This window comes from Thalassospira sp. GO-4 (genome assembly GCF_023588965.1).
Classification (GTDB): Bacteria; Pseudomonadota; Alphaproteobacteria; order Rhodospirillales; family Thalassospiraceae; genus Thalassospira; species Thalassospira povalilytica.
The window spans coordinates 4,000,641-4,016,892 of the sequence record NZ_CP097807.1; the positions used below are offsets into that span (position 1 = coordinate 4,000,641).

Annotated in this window: 15 protein-coding genes; 13 read left to right on the top strand and 2 right to left on the bottom strand. The window is 51.1% G+C overall.

The window, feature by feature from the left end:
• Window positions 1–14 precede the first annotated feature (14 nt).
• The 13 genes from M9H61_RS18305 (at window position 15) to M9H61_RS18365 (ending at window position 14,140) form a co-directional block, all read left to right on the top strand.
• Window positions 15–908 (top strand): LysR family transcriptional regulator, encoded by an 894-nt coding sequence (locus M9H61_RS18305; RefSeq protein WP_220151765.1) that lies wholly within the window; start codon window positions 15–17, stop codon window positions 906–908.
• 160 nt (window positions 909–1,068) lie between these two features.
• Window positions 1,069–2,088: a zinc-binding alcohol dehydrogenase family protein gene (locus tag M9H61_RS18310; RefSeq protein ID WP_068518824.1), complete on the top strand. Its 1,020-nt coding sequence runs from the start codon at window positions 1,069–1,071 to the stop codon at window positions 2,086–2,088.
• Window positions 2,089–2,092: 4 nt separating this feature from the next.
• A complete protein-coding gene (locus M9H61_RS18315) occupies window positions 2,093–3,229 on the top strand; it encodes an L-dopachrome tautomerase-related protein (protein ID WP_114103842.1) in 1,137 nt (378 codons plus the stop codon).
• A gap of 17 nt (window positions 3,230–3,246) precedes the next feature.
• A complete protein-coding gene (locus M9H61_RS18320) occupies window positions 3,247–3,558 on the top strand; it encodes a putative quinol monooxygenase (protein WP_114103843.1) in 312 nt (103 codons plus the stop codon).
• A gap of 238 nt (window positions 3,559–3,796) precedes the next feature.
• Entirely contained in the window at window positions 3,797–4,189 is a 393-nt protein-coding gene (locus M9H61_RS18325) for a cytochrome c family protein (RefSeq protein ID WP_250282145.1), read from the top strand.
• 229 nt (window positions 4,190–4,418) lie between these two features.
• A complete protein-coding gene (locus M9H61_RS18330) occupies window positions 4,419–4,880 on the top strand; it encodes a (2Fe-2S)-binding protein (RefSeq protein WP_068518820.1) in 462 nt (153 codons plus the stop codon).
• 3 nt (window positions 4,881–4,883) lie between these two features.
• Window positions 4,884–7,055: a xanthine dehydrogenase family protein molybdopterin-binding subunit gene (locus M9H61_RS18335; protein ID WP_250282153.1), complete on the top strand. Its 2,172-nt coding sequence runs from the start codon at window positions 4,884–4,886 to the stop codon at window positions 7,053–7,055.
• Window positions 7,056–7,152: 97 nt separating this feature from the next.
• Window positions 7,153–8,151: an XdhC family protein gene (locus M9H61_RS18340; protein ID WP_250282155.1), complete on the top strand. Its 999-nt coding sequence runs from the start codon at window positions 7,153–7,155 to the stop codon at window positions 8,149–8,151.
• Window positions 8,152–8,162: 11 nt separating this feature from the next.
• Window positions 8,163–8,732: an NTP transferase domain-containing protein gene (locus tag M9H61_RS18345; protein WP_250282157.1), complete on the top strand. Its 570-nt coding sequence runs from the start codon at window positions 8,163–8,165 to the stop codon at window positions 8,730–8,732.
• Window positions 8,733–9,245: 513 nt separating this feature from the next.
• The gene (locus tag M9H61_RS18350) at window positions 9,246–10,937 is read left to right on the top strand and encodes a PAS domain-containing sensor histidine kinase (protein ID WP_250282159.1); all 1,692 of its coding nucleotides are present in this window, start codon (window positions 9,246–9,248) and stop codon (window positions 10,935–10,937) included.
• Window positions 10,937–11,590 carry a response regulator transcription factor gene (locus M9H61_RS18355; protein WP_068518815.1) on the top strand — a complete coding sequence of 218 codons (654 nt, stop codon included), beginning with the start codon at window positions 10,937–10,939 and terminating at the stop codon, window positions 11,588–11,590. The genes M9H61_RS18350 and M9H61_RS18355 overlap by 1 nt, the downstream gene beginning before the upstream one ends.
• Window positions 11,591–11,685: 95 nt before the next feature.
• Window positions 11,686–12,060 (top strand): response regulator transcription factor, encoded by a 375-nt coding sequence (locus tag M9H61_RS18360; protein WP_197460822.1) that lies wholly within the window; start codon window positions 11,686–11,688, stop codon window positions 12,058–12,060.
• 349 nt (window positions 12,061–12,409) lie between these two features.
• A complete protein-coding gene (locus M9H61_RS18365) occupies window positions 12,410–14,140 on the top strand; it encodes a cache domain-containing protein (RefSeq protein ID WP_250282160.1) in 1,731 nt (576 codons plus the stop codon).
• Window positions 14,141–14,806: 666 nt separating this feature from the next.
• Here M9H61_RS18365 and M9H61_RS20685 read toward each other — a convergent pair.
• Window positions 14,807–15,397, bottom strand: a complete 591-nt coding sequence (locus tag M9H61_RS20685) for a toll/interleukin-1 receptor domain-containing protein (protein WP_371922193.1) — start codon at window positions 15,395–15,397, stop codon at window positions 14,807–14,809.
• Between the two features lie 172 nt (window positions 15,398–15,569).
• A complete protein-coding gene (locus M9H61_RS18370) occupies window positions 15,570–16,238 on the bottom strand; it encodes a DoxX family protein (protein WP_250282162.1) in 669 nt (222 codons plus the stop codon).
• Window positions 16,239–16,252: the final 14 nt, after the last annotated feature.

Consider the following 16,252-nt stretch of genomic DNA (forward strand, 5'->3'; position numbering starts at 1 on the left):
AGGCTGCGTGGCATATGGAAAAACTCGATCCAGCGCTCTTGGACTGGGATGACCTAAAGGTGTTTTATTACGTTGCCCGTGAAGGATCCCTCACGGCCGCAGCACCATTGTTGAAGCTCAGTCAGCCCACACTTGGTCGTCGGCTTAGGCATTTCGAGGACCGGTGCGGGTTTTCACTGTTTCAACGCAGTGCAAATCGCCTGACACTTACAGACGAAGGCGAAGTTGTTTTCCAGCATGCAAAAAGCATCGACGAGGAATACATGGCTTTGCTGCGGCAACTTGCCGGCACAGCCGAGGATTTGGAGGGCACGCTCCGGCTTTCAGCTTCCGACTGGTTTTCAAACTGCGTTTTGTCCGAACCGGTCACCCGTTTTTCTATCGCGAACCCACTGATCACGGTGGAAATACTGACCGACTTCAGGCTGCTAAACCTTGATCGAAGGGAAGCCGATTTATTATTGAGGTTTGTTAAATTTACTTCCCCGGGCATCATTCAGCGCAAATTCACGCATGTCCGTTACGGGTTGTTTGCCAGTCAGCATTACATTGACCGTGTTGGTTTTCCGAACGTCAAGGATGGTGGTGCCGGGCACCAACTGATTACGATGGATAGCCAGTTTGACGAGATCGCGGACCTCAAATGGCTTCGCCATCATCTGCCGAACGCGCATCTCGGTGTGAGAAGCAACAGCCGGGAACTTCAAGCGCTTGCATCAAAGCAAGGTGCCGGACTAAGCGTTTTGCCGGTGGTTTTGGGGAATTCCTCAGGCCTTGTGGAAATAGAGCTTTTCGGAAGGCCTCCGGGGAAGGATATCTGGATGGGGTACCATGCAGACCTGAAACGTCTTGGGCGCCTTCGCCTATTGATTGATCATCTGATAGAAGCCGTGCCTGCCACTATTTGACAGGGTCAAACTGTCATTGTTTGCACGCTGACACGTGTTGGCGTTCCTGATGCTCGACAGCATTCAAAAATGTATGACGTGTATACAAGCTTGGTTCTGTTAGGGGCCACCAAGACGGGCAATCATCTCTCTATCAAGTTTTGTTTTGTGGAGATGCATGATGAAAGCCGTTGGTTATTATACTGCTGGTGATATTGCGCGAGACGATGCGCTTGTGGATATCGAGCTTCCTGTACCATCGCCCGGTCCAAAAGACCTTTTGGTTCGCGTCAAGGCGGTTTCGGTAAACCCGGTTGATGTGAAAGTGCGTGTGCGTTCACAGCCGGCCGAAGGTAAAGCCGCAGTTCTTGGCTGGGATGTTGCAGGGGTTGTAGAATCCGTAGGCTCGGACGTCACAATGTTCAAACCAGGCGACGAGGTCTATTACGCAGGTGATATCACGCGCCCTGGCGCCAATTCGGAATATCACATTGTTGATGAGCGTATTGTTGCTCTGAAGCCCAAAACCCTCAACTGGTCAGAAGCGGCAGCCGTGCCGCTTACCGCCATTACGGCCTGGGAACTGTTGTTTGACCGTCTTGGCGTGCCGTATGGGCAAAAGACCGGTTCAGGTGCCATTCTGATCATCAATGGTGCGGGCGGTGTCGGATCAATTCTGACGCAGATCGCCCGCCGTCTCACCGGGCTGACTGTGATTGCAACAGCATCTCGTCCTGAAACCATTGAGTGGGTTAAGGCAATGGGGGCGCATCATGTCATCAATCACCACAATCCTCTTGATCAAGAGCTAAAAGCGATTGGTTTTGATGAGGTGGAATATGTCGCCGGTCTGACTTCAACCGAAAAGCAGCTTCCTTACTTCCCGCAGATTATTGCCCCGCAGGGTAAACTTGCGCTTATTGACGATCCGGAAAGCTTCGATATCGTCTCGCTAAAACGCAAAGCGATCACCGTGGTCTGGGAGCTCATGTTCACCCGTCCCATGTTTGCAACGAAAGATATGATTGCTCAGCATCAATTGCTGACAGAAGTTGCGCATCTTATTGATGTGGGTGTTCTCAAAACAACGAAACGGGAAGAACTGGCGCCGATAAATGCGACCAGCCTTAAAGTTGCACATGCGCGCCTTGAAAGTGGTAGCGCAATCGGCAAGACCGTTATTACAGGTTTTGAGGGTTGATCCGATGCATTTCAAACCCCTGTTTTTGGCCGCAGTGATTTCACTGTCGAGCAGTTTTCCGACCGTTGCATATGCACGTCAACAATCCGAAGTCGTTGCGGAACTCTATGGTGCGATGCCCACAGGTATCACAGTCGCGCCCAATGGACGCATTTTCATAAATTACCCGCAATGGGGAGATGGGAGCGAATTCACCGTTGCAGAGCTGATTGATGGCAAGGCTGTTGCCTATCCATCACAGGAAATGAACACGTTCAATGCTGCAATTCCTACCGAGCGGTTCTCCAGTGTTCAGAGTGTTGTGGCCGACGGCGAAAATCGTTTGTGGGTTCTTGATACCGGGTCTCCGGGTTTTCAGTCACCAATCATGGGTGCAGCGAAACTTGTTGCAATCGACCTGACAACGGATCGGGTCATCAAAACAATCGTGTTCTCGTCAGAGGTTGTTTTACCGACCAGCTATGTGAATGACCTGCGACTGGATCTTCGGAAAGGTGCAGAAGGTGTTGCCTATATCACGGATAGTTCTCTGAGTGGTCCGGGTGGGATCATTGTCGTTGATCTTGCCAGTGGCCAGGCGTCACGGCGCTTGAGCGGTGCCAGCTCAACGATGCCAGATCCGTCTTTCGTGCCGGTAATTGAAGGGGAAGAGCTGAAAGTCCGTCTTCCCGATCAGGAACCTCAACCCTGGCTCGTTGCAAGTGACGGCATTGCCATTTCAGCTGATGGAGAAACTCTTTATTACTGTGCATTGTCGAGCCGCCATCTCTACAGCATTCCGACTGCTGCGCTTCTAAACTCCAGTCTGAGCGACGCCGATCTTGAGGGGCTTGTAACTGATTTGGGGATCAAAGGCCCGTCTGACGGTCTCAGTGAAGATACTGACGGTAACATCTATGCCGGTGATTATGAGAAAAACGCAATCTTGCGTCTGGGGCGTGATGGAAAATGGGAAACCGTTGTAGAAGGCCCGGAGGTACTTTGGCCTGATACTTTGTCGATGGGGACTGACGGATACCTGTATTTCACTGCGAACCAGCTTCACCGACAGGCAGCTTTTCATCAAGGGGTCGACTTGCGTGAACAACCTTATCAGGTCTTGCGCGTTAAAGTGGATGCCCGTCCGGTCTATCTGAAATAAGCAGTGGCGGGGTTGTCATGACCAAAGACCAGAATCACGAAATCCGTTTGCTTGCTTATCTTGTTCCCAAACCGGGCAAACGGGAAAAGTTGCTTGCCGAGATTCAGGCGATTGTTGAGCAAACGAAGTCCGAAGAAGGGTGTCTTGAGTATGCCCCTCACGAGTTGATCGGTTCGTTCGGTACCATTGTTATGGACGAAAGATGGCTGAACCAGTCTTGTCTGGATGCCCATGCAAAAAGCCGCCATTTCAAAAAACTGGCCGAACAATTTGACGAGCTGTTGGCAGAGCCACTGAAGCTTCATTTCCTGGAGCCGCTGGCTTCATGATCTCGAGGTGCGGAGAGCCGGATTGTTGAGTGTTTTCCGCACCTCATCATCAGTTTGCTCAGTTTCGAAATACTCTTTTCGCCGGGAGATGTGAGTTTAATTCGTAGGTATTAAACATCCACCGGGATGTCTTATGGAAAACGCACCGCGGTTTTCTGAAAATGCCGGAGACCAAAAATTGAAACGCCAGACCGTTTAAAAGGCGGCCTTGCTGGCGCAGTTATTTCAGGAGAGATCGATGGTGCGTGCATCCCTGTGGCTCGCGATGGCCGCGACGATGACTATGATTGGCGTATTGCTTTCGTCCTCGATCGCCTTTGCATCGGATGATGTGCAAAGAGGCGAAAAGTTGTTCACGCGTTGCCAAGCTTGTCATTCCCTGGTGAAAGGCGTCAACAAGTCTGGTCCTTCCCTGTTTGGGATCGCCGACCGCCAATCTGCTGCTGTCGAAGGGTATCGATATTCAAAAGCAATGGAAGGTGCTGGTGTTGTGTGGAACGAGGAGAACCTGAAATCGTTCTTGGCGTCCCCTCGAAAATTCATACCTGGTGTGAAGATGTCTTTTGCCATCAGGAAGCAGGAAGAACTTGATGATCTGGTTGCCTTCTTGCAGGCCCAATCACACGAGTAGCTATTGTCCGCCATTGTGCAGCCAATTGTCTCGAAAAGACGGTTTTGTGACATTCGGGTCTCGATCTGAAGGTCCTATTCTATCAAAGCACACAGACTGAACGAGAAGCGGGACCACTACCCGCATTGGGGATCCAGGGGATATGGCGTGCCGTCTCGCTAAGGTGCTGCCGTGCGAAACCCGCATCCCTTCCAGCGACTGGGATTGTCAGACAGAGAGAGCCGAACAAATGAAATATCAACTTAAGATCAATGGTGAAATCCGCAGTGTCGACGTTGAGCCCGGCACGCCGTTGCTTTGGGTGCTGCGTGACGAGCTCGAGCTGACCGGCACAAAGTTCGGCTGCGGTGTCGCCTATTGTGGCGCCTGTACGGTTCATATCGATGGCTATCCCTCGCGCTCATGTCAGACCTTCATTGAAGATGCTGTAGACAGTGAGATCACCACAATAGAAGGGGCCACAGACCGCGTTGCGAAAGCAGTCCAGGCAGCGTGGCGAGAAAAAGATGTTGTCCAGTGCGGCTGGTGCCAGTCAGGGCAGGTGATGTCGGCGATCGGTCTTCTGACCGAAAACCCGAAACCGTCTGATGAGGAAATCAAGGAATACATGTATGGCAACGCCTGCCGTTGCGTGACCTATCTTCGGATCAATGAGGCCGTCAAACTGGCGTCCCGAAAGCTGGAGGCCTAATTCATGACGGTTCAGATTTCTCGCAGAGGGTTTTTGATCGGCTCAGCGGCAGGAAGTACTGCGCTTCTTGTAGGGTTAGGTTCCAACGGAGTTCTGGCGGCAGCGGGCGAAGCAAAACTGGCGGCTGCTCTCAATCCCTTTGTCCGTATTGATGCCAGTGGTGTTGTAACGGTTATTCTGAAGCATTTTGAAATGGGCCAAGGAACCAGCACGGGTTTAACGACGCTGGTCGCCGAGGAGCTCGATGCGGACTGGGAGACGGTGGATACCGAGTTTGCTCCTTCGGATGGCAGTCGGTACGCAAATCTGATGTTTGGCCTTCAAGGAACCGGTGGGTCGACCGCGACAGCTAATTCTTACATGCAGTATCGCGAAGCGGGTGCTGTTGCACGTGATTTGCTGGTGCGTGCTGCCGCCCAAACCTGGGGGGTCGACCCGGACAGCATTACGATTGAACGCAGCATCCTGACATCGGGGCCGCATTTCGGGCATTTTGGTGAATTTGTTGAATTGGCATCAACGCTCGAAGTCTCCGCGGATCCGGTTGTTAAAACGCCTGATCAGTTCAGATTGATCGGCAATCAGCGTCTTCATCGAAAAGACAACTCGAGCAAGACGGACGGCACCGCCGTCTTTGCCATGGACATCAAGTTGCCCGGGATGATTTACGCGGCAATTGCTCGCAGTCCGAAGTTTGGCGGCTCCGTGATCTCCTTTGATGATCGTGATGCCAAACAGGTCGGCGGGTTCATTGCTGCCCAAGTCTTGCCAAACAAGGCAGGGGTTGTTGCCTTTGCCAAAAACACATGGTCGGCATTTCAGGCACGGGACGCTTTGTCTGTTGAGTGGGATTTTGCGAATGCCGAAAGCCGCAGCACATCCGAAATTGTTTCTGCTCAGAAGGCTTTGCTTGATCATCCCCAGTTTGACGTCAACCATGACGTTTCTCTGTCTTCGGTTGCCTCAACGATTGCTTCGGCAGCCCGCAAGATAGAGGCAGAATTTACGTTTCCATTTTTGGCTCATGCGCCACTTGAGCCGTTAAATTGTACGATCGCACCCACCAAGAGCGGTGTGATCATGTATGACGGCTGCCAATTTCCGGGGCTGTCACATCCGACAGTAGCTGCAATTCTTGATCTCGATCCGTCTCAGGTTGAGATCAAAACCCTATATGCAGGTGGTTCGTTTGGTCGACGTGCAAACCCGACGTCGGATTACAATGCAGAAGCTGCGATGGCCTTTGCCGTGTCCGGACGCAAGTTGCCGGTAAAACTGGTATGGAGCCGCGAGGACGATCTGCGAGGCGGGCACTACCGATCTCAGACAGCACATCGCGCAACAATTGCGCTTGGTGCTGAAGGTAACATCACAGCCTGGGATCACCGGATTGTCACAAAATCGATTATGAAAGGCACGGCGTTTGAGCCGGTTCTTGTTCGCGAAGGTATTGATAGTACGTCCGTGGAGGGGATAGCGGAAGGTCTGTACGATATCCCCAATCATGCGGTCGGACTAAGCGATTTTGAAACCGCAGTGCCTGTCCTGTGGTGGCGTTCTGTCGGTCATACCCACACCGGTTTTGTCATGGAAACCCTGCTTGATATGGTTGCAAGCGAGACCCGACAGGATCCGATTGAAATGCGCCTTGCAATGTTGGACCCCAAGGGCACTAACCAGGCTCGCATGATCTCGGCAATCAATCTGGTGCGCAGGATGTCGGGGTGGGAAGAAGGGGATAAGCGCGGATTTGCTTGTCACTATTCATTTAATACATGCGTTGCGGTCGTCGCGGACGTGTCGGTTAACGGCAAAGACGTTCACGTAAACAAGTTGTATATGGCCGTTGACTGTGGGGTTGCCGTCAACCCGGATATTATCCGTGCACAAATGGAAGGCGGGGCAGGCTTTGCTTTGGCCGCTATTTACCGAGGCGAGATTACGCTGACTGACGGTGAAGTCGATCAATTCAACTTTCCGGACTATGAGCTGCTGCGCAACGGTGAAATGCCCGAAATCGAAGTAGGGATCGTGTCTTCGAATGCCGCGCCGTCGGGTGTTGGCGAGCCGGGCGTCCCGCCAACGGGGCCCGCTGTTGCCAATGCCATTTTTGCGCAAACCGGCACAAGGATACTCAATCTTCCAATGACCAAGGCTGGCTTCAATTTTGTTTAAGCCGTCGCATGCGGGAAGCGATACCCGGTGTGTCGCTTTCCCGCACTTTATACTGCAAAGCGCGGATTGCCGGCGACCAGAACGGGGCGTCTGACCAATGAACAACCACCTGTCATCCATGCTGTCAGATTGGCAGAAATTCAGGACCAGCACCCAATGGGTGTTGGGGACTGTGTATCTTACCGAAGGGTCGGCTTACCGAAAAGCAGGCGCAATGATGCTGGTAAATGGTAACGGTCAGCAATTCGGTCTGCTGAGTGGAGGCTGTCTCGAAGCGGATATCATGCGCAACGCGCGCAAGGCCATGGTCACAGGCAAAGCTGTGATGCTGGTATATGACGCGAGTGACGAAGACGACCTGTCATTCAGGCTGGGAATAGGATGTGGTGGTCGCGTACACATCATGTTGCAACCGCTTTTACCGGGCAACGATCTTGGTCTGGCGGACTTGCATGCTTCGTTGCAACGGCGTCAGAAGGGAAAGTATTTTCAGAAGATTGGCGATGTTTGCGCCTATTTCGAACCTGACAATACAGTTTCTTTAGAGCACGCCTCTATTGAAAAGCGCCCGGATGGTGATTGGCTGGTCACCCCGATTTTGCCCGAACCCCATTTATTGATCATTGGCGGAGGCATGGATGCGCGTCCTGTCATCAGTTTGTCGCATCAACTGGGGTGGAAAACGACACTTGTCGACCCCAGAAGCGCCAATGCCCGGCGTGAGCATTTTCCAAATGCGAATGTGATCCTGCGTCACCTGGATGACAGCCTCATTGCGTACATCCATGAAAACAGTGTGGATGCCTCTGTCCTTATGGCTCACAGCATTTCACTGGATGCGAAGGCGCTGGAATTGCTGTCACACAGTTCTGTTCGACATGTCTCGGCCTTGGGGCCCAGGCACCGGTTTGCCGAGCTGTTGATGCAGGCGGGCCTCAAAGAGGTGGATCTGCCATTTGATGTTGCCAGCCCAGCTGGCCTGGACATTGGGGGGCAGCTGCCCGAAAGCATTGCCTTGTCAATTTTGTCAGGGATTCATGCGGTGCTTTTCAGGAAACATAGTGCTGCTGTTGCCCGGCTACAGGCCGCGGAATAATGGAGGATCAAATGATGATTGCTGCAATTATTCTGGCCGCCGGACAAAGCAAACGGTTTGGACGCTGCAAGCAGCTTGCAAACTTTAACGGAAAGTCGCTTCTCAATCATGCAATTGACGAGGTGCGCCAAGCGGTCAGTGGACCGATCTACGTCGTTTTAGGTGCGTCACGAGATGAAATTGCACCAACAATTACAACGGATGTTGAAGTTGTTGTGAATAGCAACTGGACATCGGGAATGGGCAGTTCTATCGCGGTTGGTGTTGCCTGTGCCGCGCGGCAAAATGACCTGGATGGCATGTTGATAGCTGTTTGTGACCAAGTCAGGGTGACGCAGCAAGACTATCGACATCTGACCGATCGTTTTGACGGCCATTCTGTGATCTCGGCGCAATATGGCTCTGCGAATGGTGTGCCTGCCATTTTTCCTCGATCAATGTTTTCCGCACTTGAGAAACTGGATGGGGAAATTGGTGCGCGGCGAATTCTGAATAAAGAATCCTCGCCTGTCACAAAAATACTTATGGATCATGCGGGGTTTGATGTCGATACGCCACTTGATCTTTGCGTGGTGACATAGCGGCGCGGTCAAGAAGTCGTCCTGATGAATTTCGATAGCACATATGTATTAAGCGGTGAACTGAAGGTGTGATTGAATTAAATCGGTGGTGGAGTAGGTTGTTTGGGTGGCCGACGGATGATCTATTTATAGTAGATGTCATCGGTTTCATCAAAGTACTTGAATGATTTTTTGAAGATTCTGGAAAACATGGTGATGAAATTGACTTTTATCTTGATTTTCAGTTTCTGCTTTAAATTTCTTCAAGTAATCCGGCGTTGACGTGGTGAGGATTTTCGCCTCGCCCTAACCCCCTCCGCCCCCGAGCGCCTCCCGCGTCAACGTCTGCTGCATCGACAAACCGCGTGCTCAATACCGTCGTTTATCGACTGCCCGATCATGGTTGGGCCTTACTCAGAGGGGGATGAGTTGCACTTGGAACTGGGGCTCGGAAAACATAGGTTTTTAACGTGTTTCCTGATCTTTCTATATGTGGCGTTTGTCTTTTACTTGGACAATCTGAGCGATTCCGGAATGGCGGTCGCTGTCATGTATGTGATTGCAGTGTTGCTCGCTTCGGGCATTGCCTCCGCAAATGTAATTCGGGCAACAGGTACCGTTTGCGTCGTGCTGACCGTATCGGCGTTTGTCTGGGGACATTACGATGATTTGTTCGATGACAGCCTGGCGCGCTGCATATTCAGTGTTGCAGCAATTGCGATTACCACAGTGCTCGCCGTTCGGAACCAGCGCGGAACAGATGTTCTGGCGCAACGTGCAGGTTTGTTGAACCTGAGCAACGATGCCATTTTTGTTCGAGACTTGGAAGGCGCCATCCAGTTCTGGAATCTTGGCGCGGAAAAGCTCTACGGATACCGATCTTACGAGGCCATCAATGCCGTAAGTGCGGAGCTTCTCAATACCAAGTTTGACGTTCGGCATGCCGAGGCGATGGCTTGCCTTGTCGAAACCGGCCGATGGGAAGGTGAACTTGTTCAAACGAAAAGAGATGGTTCACAACTCACCGTCGCAAGCAGATGGTCGCTAAGCCGGGATGAACGTGGACGGCCGCGGGCAATTCTCGAAACAAACACCGACATTTCAGAACGAAAACGCACCGAAGTAAAACTGCAGGAGCAGGAGCGGGAGCGGCGGGTCATTCTCAACACTGTTCCGGCATTCGTCTGGACAAACCTGACAGATGGAACGGTCGATTATCTCAATGAGCGCTGGACCGAACTTGGAATTGATCTGTCGGGGATCTCGCGCCGGCTCGAAAACCTGATCCATCCGAGCGATTTGCCGCGTTGGCGGGACCTTTGGGCGCAGGCCGAACAATCGGTGGAGATGATTGAAACAGAATGTCGCCTGAAAACCGGTAGTGGCGTCTATCGGTGGATGCTGATGCGGGGCTCTCCGCTTATGAGCAACGCTGGCGAGGTTGTTCGATGGTACGGGGTTATGAACGATATTGATGCCCTGCGACAAACGGAAGAGGCCTTGCAACAGGCACATGCCGATTTGGCGCATGCGACCCGCGTAGCAACGCTCGGAGAACTTGTGGCATCCATTGCCCATGAGGTGAACCAGCCGTTAGGGGCCGTTGTTACCAATGGTGAAGCCGCGTTGAGATGGTTGCATCGTACGCCGCCCGAAATCTCAGAAGTGCGGGATGGGCTCGACCGTGTGATCGCCGAGGGCCAGCGAGCAAGTGAAGTTGTCCGACGCCTGTTGTCACTTTCCAAAAAGGGCGTCCCGCTAAACAAATCTGTTCTCAACTGTGCGGAGCTGATTACCGAAAGTCTTGCACTTGTTCAGCGAGAATTGATGCGTCACGACATTGCTGTTGATGTTGATATCTCCGCACCGGATTTGAAGGTTCGCGGCGACAAGATCCAGCTCCAGCAAGTGTTGATCAATCTTTTGATGAATGCACATCACGCTGTTTTGGAAGTTCAAAACGGCGCGCGCAATATCCGGATCAGTTTAAAGTTATCTGTAACTTCGGATGTGCTGATTGTGGTGCAGGACAGCGGTCATGGCATTTGCCGAAAGCATCAAGAACGCCTTTTTACAACCTTCTTTACGACCAAGCGCAATGGTTTGGGGATGGGGCTGTCTATTTGCAGATCAATCATCTCCGCGCATGGCGGAAGAATTTCATTGCAATCTGAAGAGGGAGAGGGGGCGATTTTCACGATTGAACTGCCCGCTTGTAGCACGTGATGAAAAAAGTAGAGTTATCTGATATTGCGCTGAATGGATCGGTGTATGTGATCGACGATGATGCTGCCATCCGAGATGCCGTCAGCAGTTTGTTGCGTTCAATCGGCTTTGCTGTATCGGTCTTTGAAACAGTACCGGCCTTTTTGGAAGAGACGTTGCCGGACAATCCGGCGTGCCTGGTACTTGATGTTCGTCTGCCGGGAATTGGTGGACTGGATTTTCAGGGTAAACTGAAAGAGCTTGGCGTTTCGATGCCAGTGATCTTTATGACGGGCTTCGGTGATGTGCCGATGAGCGTTAAGGCAATGAAAGCCGGCGCAATCGATTTCCTTTCCAAACCGTTCCGTGATCAGGACCTAATTGATGCGGTTATCGTTGCTTTGGACCTGGACCGAAAAAGACGCATTGATTTGGCCAGCTTTGAGGATCTGGTTCAAAAGTTCAACTCGCTGACCCATCGTGAGCGCCAGGCAATGATGCTTGTTTCGGCAGGGCTGATGAACAAGCAGATCGCAGGAGAACTCAACCTGAGCGAAGTAACCGTCAAAATCCACCGTGGCACAATGATGAAAAAACTGGAAATGCGGTCGGTTGCGGACCTGGTTCGAACCGTCGAGCTTCTCAAGAAGCATGGTGTCATCGAAGATGATTAATCCTTTGATATGATTTTGTTTACTGCTCGGTAGGTTCATATTGGTTGGGTCACACCAGTGCAGAAATCCTGCGCTGAACAAAAGGGACCCTGAAATTGAAAAAATTGCCGATGGTTTCAATCATCGATGATGACGAGTCCGTTAGGTCGGCAACTGCCAGCTTGTTGCGTTCACTTGGCTACAATGTGCGTACATTCAGTGAGGCAAGATCATTTCTTGACCATCCGGAACGTGACAATACCACCTGCATCATCACGGACATTCAGATGCCTTCCATGACGGGATTGGAGTTGCAGCAGGTTCTTCTGGCTGAACATTCACAAATTCCGATGATCTTCGTTACAGGTTTTCCAAACGAACAATCAGAAAAAGTGGTTCGCAGGAATGGGGCAAAAGGCTTCTTTGCAAAACCGTTTCAGGCGCAGGAACTCATTGATTGTTTGGAAGATATTCTTTCCCGATCAGATTGACCGACCTTAAGCGCTCATACTTTGGTATTGCGCGATCATTTCCATGTGCAATGGAAGGACAGGCCCCTGTCAGTCATGCTTCCGGACATGCTGCTACTGTGACCCCGACCAGCAAGCAGCGACCGCCGGAGTGGCCCCTCCGGCTGAAAAAGTAATTTGCTTGTTCCACGTCTGGCAACAGATCTCTCTCCTCCCTGGAGATCATGTAACAGAGACGGATCCGCAAACATTGCAAATTACCCTTCCTGGCTGTCGGCGCGAGACATCAAATTCGCTTTCAACAGCGAAATCCTCGTGTCGGCAGCCAGCTTTTTAAGTGTCGGTGTTTTGGGAATACAAAGGATTCAAGATGTCGACGTTGCACTTTCGCGACTTGAAAATTCAAACCAAGATCATGTTGCTCCTGGGACTGATTGTGGCCGGTTTGGTCTTGCCAACGGTTTTCGAACTGAAATCTCTCAAAACGGCTTTAATTGATGAGAGAAAGGGAGAGTTGCGGCAAGCAACTGAGATACTTGAAGGGATGTTCGCAAACTTACAGGTTCAGGTCTCCCAGGGTGAGAAATCTCTGACAGAGGCACAGACGGATGCGCTGGGACTGATCCAGCATCTTCAATACGGCAAGCACGGTTACTTCGTTATTCTCAATGCAAGTGGCAAAGTCTTGTTTCATCCTTTTCAGGCCGATCTGGTTGGTAAGGAGACAGATCAGGTCGTCGATGCAAACGGTCGGCATTTTCTCAGTGAACAGGCGGCAGTCGCTCGCAATAGCCAAGGCGGGTTTGTGACCTATCTCTGGCGAAAGCCCGAAGATGCCAGCATATCTTCAAAACTCACATATTCCCGGTTTTTCGAGCCTTGGGGCTGGGTTCTGACCACCGGGGCATATATTGACGATATTGATCAAAGGTTTTGGAATAGGGCGCTGCGAGATATCTTCTTCGCAGTTGGTGTACTCGTCATCATCGCCAGTTTCGGATGGCTGGTTGGGCGCGGTATTTCGGATCCCATTCGTCAGGTGACGTTCGCAGTGAATAAGTTGGTCGCCGGTGATACCGCGGACAATCTATATATTCGCGACAGGAAAGACGAGATTGGTGAACTCTGCAAAGCACTGAATGTTTTTCGACGCAATAAACTTGAGGCCGACCGGTTGCATCTGGAACAAACGGCCACTCAGCGAGCTCAATTGGCGCAGTCAGCCCGGATCGAAGGATTGGTTCAAGAGTTTCAAAGCACGGTGGAAGAGAACCTGACGGTCGTACAGGCCGCCATTACCCAGTTGCGCAGTGCTGCCGGTGATATGGCAGACCAGTCAGACCAAACGACCAGTCAGACTGAACTGGTTGCGGGTGAGACGCAGAAGTCAGTTGGCAATGTTGGAACGGTTGCATCGGCGTCAACTCAACTGACATCTGCAATCAAGGAAATTGCCCAACAGGTCCATCGTGGGTCAGAAATCGCTCAGGCCGGGGCAGAAGAAGCGGTTATCGCCAATCGTGTGTTTGCTGATCTTGAAGGCGCTGTTGACGCAATCGGATGTGTTGTTCAGTTGATTCAGGGGATTGCAGAGAAAACCAATTTGCTGGCGTTGAACGCAACCATCGAGGCTGCACGCGCAGGAGGGGCCGGCAAGGGGTTTTCTGTTGTAGCAGCTGAAGTCAAAACCCTGTCGACGCAAACCACACGTGCTACGGAAGATATTTCAAACCAGATCGCACATATTCAGGCTTCAACACGATCGGCAACTTCGGCGGTGACAATGCTTTCGAAGCGCATGAGCGAAATTAGCGCAATTTCAAGCGTGATCTCGGCCGCGGTTCATGAGCAGGATAGTGCGACCAGTGAAATCTCGCGCAATATGTCAGAAGTGGAAGTTGGTACCCAGAAAATACTTTCGAGCTTGGAAGGTTTGAGAAAAGCCGCGCATCTTGGGCGTGTTGATGCGAGCGAGGTCTGGCAGGCCGCGGAAAATCTCAATGAAAAATCGACCAGTTTATTGACGAATATCGAAGAGTTTCTGGCTGATGTCAGGACGGCTCAACAGTTAAAGCTTGCCGACTATGCCTTTCGGTCATGACCAAGTATCGTTGGGGGGATCCGCGCGCGATGTCAGCATCAAATGATCACCTTGCCCTACACTGTTATTGATCGCGCAAGTGCAGTCATAAACGCCAAAGTTCATGAATGACGGTTGGAGAACTTTTTTACTTACAGAAGACACATATAGGAGACGTGATCACCCCTTGTTGGGCGCCGAGCACTTTTAGAATAGCCCGGGATATCCTGCTGCGATGACCTCTTTGAGAGTGAGCTGCAGTTCTTCGTCGTGGTCTGCCTTTAGTGCTCCTTCGTCTTTTTTTACGATCTGCCAGAATACCGTGTTTGCCGAGTTGATCGCAAACCTGATCGGTAGTCCGATAATGGTATCTTTCTGATGAACAAGCTCGACCGCAGTTTGTTGGAATGTTGTTGGCTTCTGCCTCTGTAGGCTTTGTGTTCAGGAAATCCCGAACATTGGAAATGTTGAAAGTTTCCCTGGCGGGCTAAAATTTAAAAGTAAAAGTGCAAATTCGGAAGAACGGGCCACAGGACGGGGCAATGTCACAGAGCTCAAAATTAATTTTTGGAGAAATGTCATCTTTTCTGTCAATCCTGCAGCTTTTTGTCAGTTTATGTGTCAATCGATGACAACTTATCTGACAATCGAAAATGCTAAGGCATTGATTTCGCTTTATGTCGAATGTCAGCTTTTGTGGCACCTGACACCCGTGTCGATCGCCCGCATCATTGGCACGCCGAGGCCAAGGTCCTTCTCACTGAACCAAACGCGGACACCCCGTTCTTCGAGCAAGTCATGCAGTTCTTTGGCAGCACCTTGTCTGTCATCCCACGCGTGACAGAGAAACACGTCTCGCAGTTCAGGTTGCGATGCGGCTAGGTTTTCTGCGTTTTCTCGAACCGGCGTGAGCGCCTGCACTTGTTCTGGTGTGTACCATACCGCCGATCCCGCACCTGACCACCGTGGCTTTAAGGTCTTGCGCCCTGACCTGCCGCTTGCCGAAGAGGCATATGATGGTGGGGGCGAGTAACTTCCTTGGTGGCTATAGTTGCTGCTATACTGGCTGTAACCGCCGAAGCGACCATAACCGCCTCCGCATGCAGGGCAAGCAGCTCTCGCTGCTGATGAACGATGGCCCCTTCTCGGAGCAGTGCATCTAGCCATACCTTTCAAATCTCCCTTATTTGGAATGCTTTCGGCATGTATCGGCCTCGGTATCCAAATCTCATTTCTCCCCGCAATCGAAAAGGAGCAAATACACTGCGTTTTCGGCATATCGTGATTCGGCTGCACCAAATGTCTATTTTTTTTGACGTGCGTCGATGCATGAGTGTTTGCGAATTATAGGGTAATTGCAACCAATCTAATTGTTCTGACTGCTTAACAACAATTTTTGCGAGTTTCGAGAGATCGCCGCGAACGGATGAACTAAGTGCAAGCGCTTTTGTCATAATTCAGGGTTTTCGAGTAGTCTCGCATTGGAAAATGAGGCAACAATGTTGCCCGGTTGCTGAGCCTTCAGGTCCGTTATGTGGCTCTTTGATGGATCGCTTCTTTCTTCATCGTTCATTTTGGCATGAATAATCGCGTAGGCCGCAACGAGGACTAGAACCGTTATTGGTTCGATGCTGTAGGCGTATTCACCGTTTATTATGAGTGTTCCAGCTGACGCGATCATAACGCTTCCTGCTAATGCTGCACCGAGTAGGCGTGTCGCGCGAAACACAAGAAGTATGGCTGCTGCCCACTCCAAAATTCCAGTGAGATACGGAAACCATGTCGGGTGACCCCATCTTGCGTAATCTGCTTGCGTTACATCAGACGCAAGCAAGTTCATCGTGCCGCCAATGACAAAGAAAACGGCCAGTATCAGCGCGTAAATCGTTAGCAATTCAATTTCTTCATATTTCTCGCTCTGTTGGGTGCTGCTTATCGGTAAGTAGGGATTGGTGATCTCTAAAAAAAAGTCGTTTTGGGTCGGCAGCGTATTGCAATCCAAAGCCCATCCATCTCTCCTTTGAGACATCTGTCCTGTTCGCGAGGAAATCTCGTTTGACATAATGTTAGATATCGAAGTATTTAAAAAGAAAAATTCTAAATTGCTTTGATAAAGCATTGAAAAGTCCGGGA

Coding starts and splice junctions, on each gene's coding strand:
- M9H61_RS18305 (WP_220151765.1), top strand. CDS start 15: ATGGAAAAACTCGATCCAGCGCTCTTGGACTGGGATGACCTAAAGGTG.
- M9H61_RS18310 (WP_068518824.1), top strand. CDS start 1,069: ATGAAAGCCGTTGGTTATTATACTGCTGGTGATATTGCGCGAGACGAT.
- M9H61_RS18315 (WP_114103842.1), top strand. CDS start 2,093: ATGCATTTCAAACCCCTGTTTTTGGCCGCAGTGATTTCACTGTCGAGC.
- M9H61_RS18320 (WP_114103843.1), top strand. CDS start 3,247: ATGACCAAAGACCAGAATCACGAAATCCGTTTGCTTGCTTATCTTGTT.
- M9H61_RS18325 (WP_250282145.1), top strand. CDS start 3,797: ATGGTGCGTGCATCCCTGTGGCTCGCGATGGCCGCGACGATGACTATG.
- M9H61_RS18330 (WP_068518820.1), top strand. CDS start 4,419: ATGAAATATCAACTTAAGATCAATGGTGAAATCCGCAGTGTCGACGTT.
- M9H61_RS18335 (WP_250282153.1), top strand. CDS start 4,884: ATGACGGTTCAGATTTCTCGCAGAGGGTTTTTGATCGGCTCAGCGGCA.
- M9H61_RS18340 (WP_250282155.1), top strand. CDS start 7,153: ATGAACAACCACCTGTCATCCATGCTGTCAGATTGGCAGAAATTCAGG.
- M9H61_RS18345 (WP_250282157.1), top strand. CDS start 8,163: ATGATGATTGCTGCAATTATTCTGGCCGCCGGACAAAGCAAACGGTTT.
- M9H61_RS18350 (WP_250282159.1), top strand. CDS start 9,246: ATGGCGGTCGCTGTCATGTATGTGATTGCAGTGTTGCTCGCTTCGGGC.
- M9H61_RS18355 (WP_068518815.1), top strand. CDS start 10,937: ATGAAAAAAGTAGAGTTATCTGATATTGCGCTGAATGGATCGGTGTAT.
- M9H61_RS18365 (WP_250282160.1), top strand. CDS start 12,410: ATGTCGACGTTGCACTTTCGCGACTTGAAAATTCAAACCAAGATCATG.
- M9H61_RS20685 (WP_371922193.1), bottom strand. CDS start 15,397: ATGCCGAAAACGCAGTGTATTTGCTCCTTTTCGATTGCGGGGAGAAAT.
- M9H61_RS18370 (WP_250282162.1), bottom strand. CDS start 16,238: ATGCTTTATCAAAGCAATTTAGAATTTTTCTTTTTAAATACTTCGATA.